This is a genomic window from Sphingopyxis sp. (assembly GCF_025869345.1).
Classification (GTDB): domain Bacteria; phylum Pseudomonadota; class Alphaproteobacteria; order Sphingomonadales; family Sphingomonadaceae; genus Sphingopyxis.
Genome location: NZ_JAOZVW010000130.1, coordinates 20,494 through 29,085, shown reverse-complemented (window position 1 = coordinate 29,085; position 8,592 = coordinate 20,494). Strand labels below are relative to the sequence as shown.

Below are 8,592 nucleotides of genomic sequence, written 5' to 3'. Positions count from 1 at the left end.
GGGGTCCCGCTTGTCCCGCTGCTTAGCGGGACCCCGGATCAAGTCCGGGGTGACGATGGCGGTGTATTCCTTGCTCTTGTCCGCGTCCTATGCTTTGCGCCCATCATGCCCGTTCGCACGCTCTTCGCCACACATTTTTACGAGGCCGACATCGGCGCCCCCGAACTGCTCGAAGAGCTGGAGGAAAGCTGCCGCCTGTTCGCCGAGGAAGACCGCGCGGGGCGCGCGTGGAGCCGCGAGCATGGCTATAAGGGCTATACCAGCTATGCGAGCCTCGGCGACCTGCCCGAGCGCGATCCCGCTTTCCATGACCTCAAGCGCCTGCTCGACAAGCAAGTGAAAGCCTTCGCCAAGGCATGCCATTTCGACCTTGCGAAGCCGCTGAAGCTCGACAGCCTGTGGGTCAACATCTTGAAACCCGGCGGCACCCACAGCGGACATATCCATCCGCACAGTATCGTGTCGGGCACCTTCTACGTCGCGGTCCCGCCGGGATCGGGGGCGCTGAAGCTGGAGGATCCGCGCCTGCCGATGCTGATGGCCGCGCCCGGCCGCACCGGCGACGCGCCCGAGCATCTGCAGCCCTTCATCTATGCCGAACCGGCGGCGGGGCGCGTCTTCCTGTGGGAAAGCTGGCTGCGGCACGAAGTGATGCCGAACGCCGCGAAGGGCGAGCGGATTAGTATCAGCTTTAACTATCGCTGAGGCGTTCCTATATGGGCGCCACCGTTAGACCAAGCCCCTCTTCCCGTTCGCGTCGAGCGAAGTCGAGACGCCTCTCGACCTTGCATTGCATCGATGGGTGTCTCGACTTCGCTCGACACGAACGGGTTTCCGGGGCGTATTGAAAGCCATCCCATGACCGCGACCTACGACGCCGACCTCCAGCTTTTCATCGATGGTGCATGGCGGAGCGGTGAGGGGCGCGAGGAACGGCCGGTTCATAATCCCGCGACCGCGGCCACGATCGCCGAACTGCCGGTCGCGACCGCGGCCGACCTCGACGAAGCGCTCGCCGCCGCGGCGCGCGGTTGGCCGGTGTGGCGCGCGAAGACCCCCGACGAGCGCGCGGCGCTGATGCACAAGGCGGCAGGGCTGATCCGCGAGCGCGCTGACCATATCGCGACGCTGCTGACCCTCGAACAGGGCAAGCCGATCGCCGAAGCGCGCGGCGAGGTACTGTCGGCGGCGACGCTCTTCGCCTATTTCGCCGAGGAAGGGAAACGCATCACCGGGCGCGTCGTCCAGCGTCCCGCCGGCCAGCGGTCGATGGTGCTGAAACAGCCGGTCGGTCCGGTCGCGGCGTTCAGCCCGTGGAATTTCCCGGTCAATCTGATGGTCAAGAAGATCGCCCCCGCGCTCGCCGCGGGCTGCGTCGTGATCGCCAAGGCGCCCGAGGAGGCGCCGGGCTGCACCAGCGCGATCATGCGCTGCATCGCCGACGCGGGCATAGCGGGCGATGTCGTGCAGCTCGTCTACGGCAATCCCGACATGATCAGCCGCCATCTACTCGGCAGCGACGTGATCCGCAAGGTCAGCTTCACCGGCTCGACCGCGGTCGGCAAGCATCTGATGAAGCTCGCCGCCGACCGCGTGCAGCGGATCACTATGGAACTCGGCGGGCACGCCCCGGTGCTGATCTTCGACGATTGCGATCTGGAAGCGACGCTCGACCGGGTGGTCGCACAGAAGTTCCGCAATGCGGGACAGGTCTGCGTCTCGCCGACGCGCTTCTATGTCCAGCAGGGCATTTACGACGCCTTCGTCGCGGGCTTTGCGGAACGCACGAAAAAGGTCCGCGTCGGCAGCGGGCTCGACCCCGACACGCAGATGGGGCCGCTCGCCAACGCGCGCCGCGCGCCCGCTTTGGAGGCGATGATCGCCGACGCGACCGCGAAAGGCGCGCGGGTGATCGCGGGCGGCGAGGCGACCGGCACCGGCTATTTCTTCCAGCCGACCGCGCTCGCCGATGTGCCGCTCGACGCCGATGCGATGAACAACGAACCTTTCGGCCCGATGGCGCTGATCCGCCCGTTCGGCACCGAGGAGGAAGCGCTCGAACAGGCGAACCGGCTACCCTACGGCCTTGCGGCCTTTGCCTTCACCGAGAACGGCCGCCGCATCAACCGCGTCGCCGACGGCATCGAAAGCGGCATGGTCGGCGTGAACAGCTTCGTCATTTCGGCGAGCGACATGCCGTTCGGCGGGATCAAGGAATCGGGCTTCGGCAGCGAAAGCGGGCCCGAGGGGCTGGATGGCTATCTGGTGACCAAGGCGGTGCATATTTATTGAGCGCTGCGCCCGACCAAGCTGGGTTGGATGTCTGCTTTGGGGTGGAGAGCGGACGGTGGCTTACCCACCGTTCGTCATCCCGGGCTTGACCCGGGATCCCGCTTTTTCCTGCGAATGAGCGGCCTTCGATCTCAAGCGGGACCCCGGATCAAGTCCGGGGTGACGAAAAGAGAAACGTCAACAGCCGGCCGTTTCCGGTCATTCTTCGTGGCCAGCAGTCAATCGCGCTCCAGCGCCACGAAATCGCGCCCCATCGGCGCCAAGTGCGCGCCGCCATCGACGAAGATCGTCTGCCCCGTCACCGCTTCGGCGCGCGCCAGATAGACGACCGCGTCGGCGATCTGCGCGGGGGTCGGCAGCGCGCCGAGTGGCATCCGCCGTGCCAGCCGCTCGACCTGCGTGTCCGAATAATCGTCAGTCGCCATCGTCAGCCCCGGCGCGACGGCGTTGACGCGCGCGCGGTTGCCGAAGGCGACCGCCAGCGTCGCGGTCGCCTGCCACAGCGCCGACTTCGACAGGCTGTAGGCAATCTGGTCGGGCACCGGCTGCGCGACGCGCTGGTCGACGATGTTGACGATCGCCGGCCGCGTGCTGGCGCTTGCCGCGACGAGCGCCTTTGCGAGCATCACCGGCGCCGACAGGTTGATCTGCATCATCTCGGCCAGCGCCGCCGCCGACAGGTCGGGCCATTCGCCCTCGGCGAACAAAGCGGCGTTGTTGACGAGCAGGTCGGGGGCGCGGCCGAAGGCTTCGACTACCGCCGGGATCAGCGCGTCGACCGCGGCCGGATCGGCGAGGTCGGCGGCGAAGCTGCGGTGCTCCGCTCCGGTCTCGGCAAGCGCCTCCGCCAGCACCGGATCGGCGGCCGCCTCGGTCCGCTTGTGCAGCGCCAGCGCATAGCCCTCGCGTGCCAGCCGCGCCGCGATGGCGGCGCCGACGCGGTGCAGCCCGCCGGTGACCAGCGCCAGCTTCTGCGTCATTTCCGGGCGCGCCGCATCGTGATCCCGATCTCCTCGCCTTCCTCGGCGATCGCCAGCTTGACGATCTTGACCTCGATCTCCTCGACCTTGTCGTCCTGCAGGAAGAGGGTGTCGATGATATGGTCGGCGACGCTTTCGATCAGCACGAAATGGACGTCCTTGGGGATGCCGTCGGTCGCCGCGAATTTCAGGTGCATGTAATTCTTCGAGCGGCTGAGCGGGGTCGTCGGCTCGTAATGATCGGCGATCGCCAGTTTCGCGCGCACCGAGATGCGCAGCGGCTGCGGCAGGTGCGTTTCTTCGGAGTAGATGCCGGTGAGCACCTGGACGGTCAGCCCGTCGACTTCCAGCCACAATGTATCGGTCACAAGAATTTCCTGTTCGGCGAGACCGATATTCGGCTTTTCATCGCCGACCCCGGACCCTAAAGCGCCGCCGCATTAGCGAAAGGGTGTGCGTTGGTCGAGTTACTTCCATTGTCCGATATCGAACCGCAGGCGGTCGAGGCTCTCCTCGACGCCGCTTTCGGATCGGGTCGCTTTGGACGAACCGCCTACCGCATCCGCGAAGGCGCGGATGCGGTGCCCGCGCTCAGCTTCGCGCTCGTCGAAGGCGGTGTGCTGATCGGCACGATCCAGTGCTGGCCGGTCGCGCATCGCGCAGCGGATGGCGCGGCGACGCCGCTCGTCATGGTCGGCCCGGTCGCGGTGCGTCCCGACGTCCAGCGCGGCGGCCACGGCCGCGCGCTGATGGCGCATATGCTGGCGGCGGCGGAGACCCGCGCCGACAGCGCGCTGATGATGATCGGCGATCCCGAATATTACGGCCGCTTTTTCGCTTTCACCGCCGAGGCGACGGGGGCGTGGGACTTGCCGGGACCGTTCGAGCGGCGACGCCTGCTGGCGCGGGCGGTGAACGGGCACGCGCTGCCGACCGCGGCGGGGACGATCGGGCCGCGCTAGAGAAGATTCGCGCAGAGGCCGCAGAGCGCGCAGAGATTTGGTTCACGCGGAGACGCGGAGGCGCGGAGATTATGGCTCGGGCCGACAGGCCCCTTCATACTCCGCCCCGTTGCGATTCCAGACAGGCCGCAGGAGAAGGCCGCTTCGCGGCGGGCGCCATCTCTCCGCGCCTCCGCGTCTCCGCGTGAATTTCTTTTCTTCTCTGCGCTCTCTGCGGCCTCTGCGCGAATCGCTTATGCGGTCGGACTTGCACCGACCGCCTATCCCCCTATGTCGGTTCCATGGTCAGCCCCGCGCCTTCGCTTCCCAGGGATTTCTCGCAACTCTCGCTCACCGAAGCCGCCGAACTGCTCGCCGCGCGCCGATTGCCGCCGGTCGAGCAATGGCATCCCGAGCGCGAAGGCGACAGCGCGATGGAGATTCGCGCCGACGGGAGCTGGTATCACGAGGGCGGGCGGATCAACCGGCCCGCGATGGTCCGGCTCTTCTCGACGATCCTGCGGCGCGAGCCCGACGGCCGCCACGTCCTCGTCACCCCCGCCGAAAAGCTCAGCATCGCGGTCGAGGATATGCCGTTCCGCGCGGTCGAGATGAAGAGCGAAGGCGAGGGGCAAATGCGTAAGCTCGTCTTTCGGCTCGACACCGACGATCTGGTGATGGCGGGTGCCGACCACCCGCTAAGTTTCGGCCGCGATCCCGACGCCCCCGACCCGCGCCTGCATGTGCGCGGGGTGCTCAGCAACGGGCTCGAAGCGCGGATCGACCGCGCGCTTTATTACGAGATCGTCGAGATGGCGCTCGCGGAGGGCGCGGAGCCGCCCGCGATCTGGTCGAACGGCGCGTGCTTTCCGCTGGTGGACGCCTGATGCTGTCGGAGAAATTGCGCGCCGCGCTCGACAATCTGCTCCCCGATTCCGGATCGGACGAGGGGTATCTGCTCCACGGTCAGAGCCTGCGCGATGCCGCGGTGCTGATCGCCTTCACCGATCGGCCCGACCCCGGCGTGATCCTGACCCAGCGGCCGCAATGGCTGCGCAGCCACGCGGGGCAGGTCGCCTTTCCGGGCGGCAAGGTCGATCCCGGCGACCGCGACGTCGTCGATGCGGCGCTGCGCGAGGCCGAGGAGGAGATCGGGCTCCACCGCCGCGACGTCGCGATCGCGGGGCCGACCGACGCCTATCGTTCGGGCAGCGGCTATCATATCACCCCCGTGCTCGGCGTGATCCCGCCCGACCTGCCGCTCGATCCCAATCCCGATGAGGTCGAGGCGTGGTTCGAGGTGCCGCTCGACATATTGTTCGACCCCGGCAATTATCAGTTGCACCATGCCAATTGGCAGGGGCAGGACCGCCATTATTACGACATGGACTGGCAGGGACGGCGGATCTGGGGTGTGACGGCCGATATCATCATCAACCTCGCGCGGCGGCTGCCGCCGGACTGGCATCGATGACGGTGCTGCCCGAGGCCGCATGGAGACGCGCGCCCGGCCTGCGGCGGATCGTCGCGGCGCTGCGTGCCGACGGCGGCGCGGTCAAGGTCGTCGGCGGCGCGGTGCGCGACACGCTGCTCGGGCTTGCCGTGACCGACATCGACCTTGCGACGCCGCTGCTGCCGCTGGAGGTAACGGCGCGCCTCGAAGCCGCCGACGTCAAGGTGATCCCGACCGGCATCGCGCACGGCACGGTCACCGCGATCGCGAGCGGCGAGCGGCACGAGATCACGACGCTGCGCCGCGACGTTGCCACCGACGGGCGCCGCGCGACGATCGCTTTCGCAGACGACTGGCGCGAGGATGCGGCGCGGCGCGACTTCACGATCAACGCGCTCTACGCCGACCCCGACAGCGGCGCGGTCGACGACTGGTTCGGCGGCCTCGCCGATCTGGAGGCGGGGTGCGTGCGCTTCATCGGCGACGCGGCGACGCGCATCGCCGAGGATCATCTGCGCATTCTGCGCTTTTACCGCTTCGCATCGCGCTTCGGCCGGGGCGCGCTGGAGGCCGCGAGCCACGCCGCGGTCGTCGCGGCGCGCCAGTCGCTCAAGAGCCTGTCGCGCGAGCGCATCGCCGACGAGCTGCTGAAGATCGTGTCGCTGCCCGATCCGCGCGCCATCGCGGGGCAGATGGCGGCCGACGGCATCTTCGCGGTGATCCTGCCCGAACTCGATGGCGGCTTTGCCGCGACGCTCGACCGGCTGCTCGCCAATGAGGCCGCCGCTGCGATGGGTCCTGCGCCGCTGCGCCGTCTTGCCGCGCTGCTCCCCGCCGATGGCGCCCCCGCCGAACAGGTGGCGAGCCGGCTCCGGCTCTCGACGCGGCAGCGCAAGCATCTGGGGGCGGTTGCGGCGCATCGCGGCGTGCGCAGCCCGGCGCGGCAGCTTGCCCACGGCATCGGGGTCGAGGCGGCGCGTGACGCCTGGCTGTTCGCGGAAAGCCCGTCCGACGCCCAGGCGGCGGTCGCGGCGCTGGATGGCTGGGACGTGCCGCTGCTGCCGGTCAAGGGTGGCGATATCATCGCGCGCGGCGTGACCGCGGGCCCCGAGGTCGCCCGCATCCTACGCGCGGTCGAGGCGATATGGGTGGCGGAGGATTATCCCGATGCCGCGCGCGTCGGCGCGATCGTCGATCAGATGATCGGCCGCTCCAGCGCGCCGCGCCAATAGGCGAGCGCCGCCGCGGCCTCCATCGGCCGCGCGAACAGAAAACCCTGCCCGAAGTCGCAGCCGAGCGCCGAAAGCAGCCGCGCCTGGTCGGCGGTTTCCACCCCTTCCGCCGTCGTGCGCATTCCCAGCACTTCGGCCAGGCTCTGGATCGTGCGGACGATCGCGGCCTTGTCGCGATCCTCGACCATATGGTCGACGAAGCTGCGGTCGATCTTGAGCACGTCGAGCGGCAGGCGCTGAAGGTAAGCGAGGTTCGAATAGCCGGTGCCGAAATCGTCCATCGCGACGCGTGCTTCGAGCGCCTTGAGTTCGCTGAGCACCGACAGCGCGAGGTCGGGATCGCCGATGATCGCGCTTTCGGTGAGTTCGATCATCAGCCGCTCGCCGCCGATCGCATTGGCGGCGAGCGCGTCGCGCACCACCGCCGCGACATCGTCGCGCACGAGCTGGATCGCCGAGACGTTGACCGAGATATAGCAATCGACCGACTGGCCGTCGTTCGCCCGGTCCCAGTCGGCGAGCGTCGCCGCCGCCTTGCCGATCGCCCATTGGCCGAGCGGGACGATGAGCCCCGAATCCTCGGCGATGGGAATGAATTCGGTCGGCGGGATCGACAGTCCGTCGCTGGTGTTCCAGCGCGCGAGCGCCTCGAACCCGGCGACGGTGCCGGTCGCGAGTTCGACCAGCGGCTGAAACTCAAGGTGGAGCCGGTCCTCCTCGATCGCGCTTCTCAATTCGGTTTCGAGGCCGAAGCGATTGTCGGACAGGATCGCCGCCTCGGGTTCGTAGATTTCGATGCGGTCGGTGCGCTTGGCGCGTTTCAGCGCGATCTGCGCGTGGCGGATCTGGTCGGCGATATCGGTGTCGATGCCGGGTTGGATCGCGCAGCCGATCGCGCAATCGACGCTGACCTTCAGTTCGCCGATGCGGAACGGATGGTCGAAGCAGCCGCGGATGCGGCGCGCCATCTCGCGCACGTCGGCCTTACCGCCGGGGACGCGCGACGAGATGGCGAATTCGTCGCCGCCGGTGCGCGCCAATATGTCGCCGCTGCGCAGGCTCGATTTCAGGCGGCGCGCGACGGTGATGATCAGTTCGTCGCCCGCCATGGGACCGATATGTTCGTTGATGCGCGAAAAGCGCGCAAGATCGAGCAGCAGGATCGCATGATCGCCGCTGGCCTCGCCATCGCTGCGCTGCTCGACGAGTTCTTCGAAGCCGGCGCGGTTGGGCAGGCCGGTCAGGCTGTCGGAGACGAGTTCGCGGCGCAGATTGCGCTCGGTCATCATCTCCTGCGTGCGGTCGATCAGCGTCAGCAGGAACAGGCCTGTGTCGCCGCCTTCGCCGGGCAGAGGGCCGATCGAGCCGCGCAGGTCGCGCGCCGCGACGCCCTTGCCGAGGCGGCACGAAAATTCCTGCGCGCCGCCCGTATCCTGCGGCGCGCGTTCGATCGCGCGGCGCAGCTCGATGGGAGCGTTCACGCCCGCGGGTGACAAATCGAGCTTGTCGAACGCGGCATTGCTGGCGTGCAGGCTGAAGTTGCCGCGCGACAGCGGGCGGATCAGCGCCGCCGGAACGGGCAGGGCGTCGATCCAGCCGACGAACAAGGATGGCCGGTCTTCGCCGGTTCTATCGATAGGCATAAGCGTGGGTTTTAAGCGACCTTTCCCCATTGGTCGTTGCCTAAAGGAGTG

At 68.0% G+C, this 8,592-nt stretch carries 9 protein-coding genes; 6 read left to right on the top strand and 3 right to left on the bottom strand.

Features of this window, described 5'->3' with window-relative positions:
* Window positions 1-105 precede the first annotated feature (105 nt).
* Window positions 106-705 carry a TIGR02466 family protein gene (locus tag OJI97_RS14060; RefSeq protein WP_297664456.1) on the top strand — a complete coding sequence of 200 codons (600 nt, stop codon included), beginning with the start codon at window positions 106-108 and terminating at the stop codon, window positions 703-705.
* Window positions 706-858: 153 nt separating this feature from the next.
* Window positions 859-2,292 (top strand): NAD-dependent succinate-semialdehyde dehydrogenase, encoded by a 1,434-nt coding sequence (locus OJI97_RS14055; protein WP_297664454.1) that lies wholly within the window; start codon window positions 859-861, stop codon window positions 2,290-2,292.
* Window positions 2,293-2,510: 218 nt separating this feature from the next.
* Here OJI97_RS14055 and OJI97_RS14050 read toward each other — a convergent pair whose 3' ends face one another.
* A complete protein-coding gene (locus OJI97_RS14050) occupies window positions 2,511-3,272 on the bottom strand; it encodes an SDR family oxidoreductase (protein ID WP_297664453.1) in 762 nt (253 codons plus the stop codon).
* Entirely contained in the window at window positions 3,269-3,640 is a 372-nt protein-coding gene (locus tag OJI97_RS14045; protein ID WP_257547929.1) for a dihydroneopterin aldolase, read from the bottom strand. Before OJI97_RS14045 ends, OJI97_RS14050 begins: the two co-directional genes overlap by 4 nt.
* A gap of 108 nt (window positions 3,641-3,748) precedes the next feature.
* Here OJI97_RS14045 and OJI97_RS14040 point away from each other — a divergent pair, with 108 nt between their 5' ends.
* The 4 genes from OJI97_RS14040 (at window position 3,749) to OJI97_RS14025 (ending at window position 6,898) form a co-directional block, all read left to right on the top strand.
* A complete protein-coding gene (locus tag OJI97_RS14040) occupies window positions 3,749-4,234 on the top strand; it encodes a GNAT family N-acetyltransferase (protein ID WP_297664450.1) in 486 nt (161 codons plus the stop codon).
* A gap of 281 nt (window positions 4,235-4,515) precedes the next feature.
* On the top strand, window positions 4,516-5,100 hold the full coding sequence (locus tag OJI97_RS14035) for a DUF1285 domain-containing protein (protein WP_297664448.1): 585 nt from the start codon (window positions 4,516-4,518) through the stop codon (window positions 5,098-5,100).
* Window positions 5,100-5,687: a CoA pyrophosphatase gene (locus tag OJI97_RS14030; RefSeq protein ID WP_297664446.1), complete on the top strand. Its 588-nt coding sequence runs from the start codon at window positions 5,100-5,102 to the stop codon at window positions 5,685-5,687. The genes OJI97_RS14035 and OJI97_RS14030 overlap by 1 nt, the downstream gene beginning before the upstream one ends.
* Window positions 5,684-6,898, top strand: coding sequence for a CCA tRNA nucleotidyltransferase (locus OJI97_RS14025; protein ID WP_297664444.1), 1,215 nt, complete (start codon window positions 5,684-5,686; stop codon window positions 6,896-6,898). The genes OJI97_RS14030 and OJI97_RS14025 overlap by 4 nt, the downstream gene beginning before the upstream one ends.
* On the opposite strand, the gene OJI97_RS14020 is transcribed toward OJI97_RS14025, so the two are convergent.
* The gene (locus OJI97_RS14020) at window positions 6,862-8,541 is read right to left on the bottom strand and encodes an EAL domain-containing protein (RefSeq protein ID WP_297664442.1); all 1,680 of its coding nucleotides are present in this window, start codon (window positions 8,539-8,541) and stop codon (window positions 6,862-6,864) included. The genes OJI97_RS14025 and OJI97_RS14020 overlap by 37 nt on opposite strands.
* Window positions 8,542-8,592: the final 51 nt, after the last annotated feature.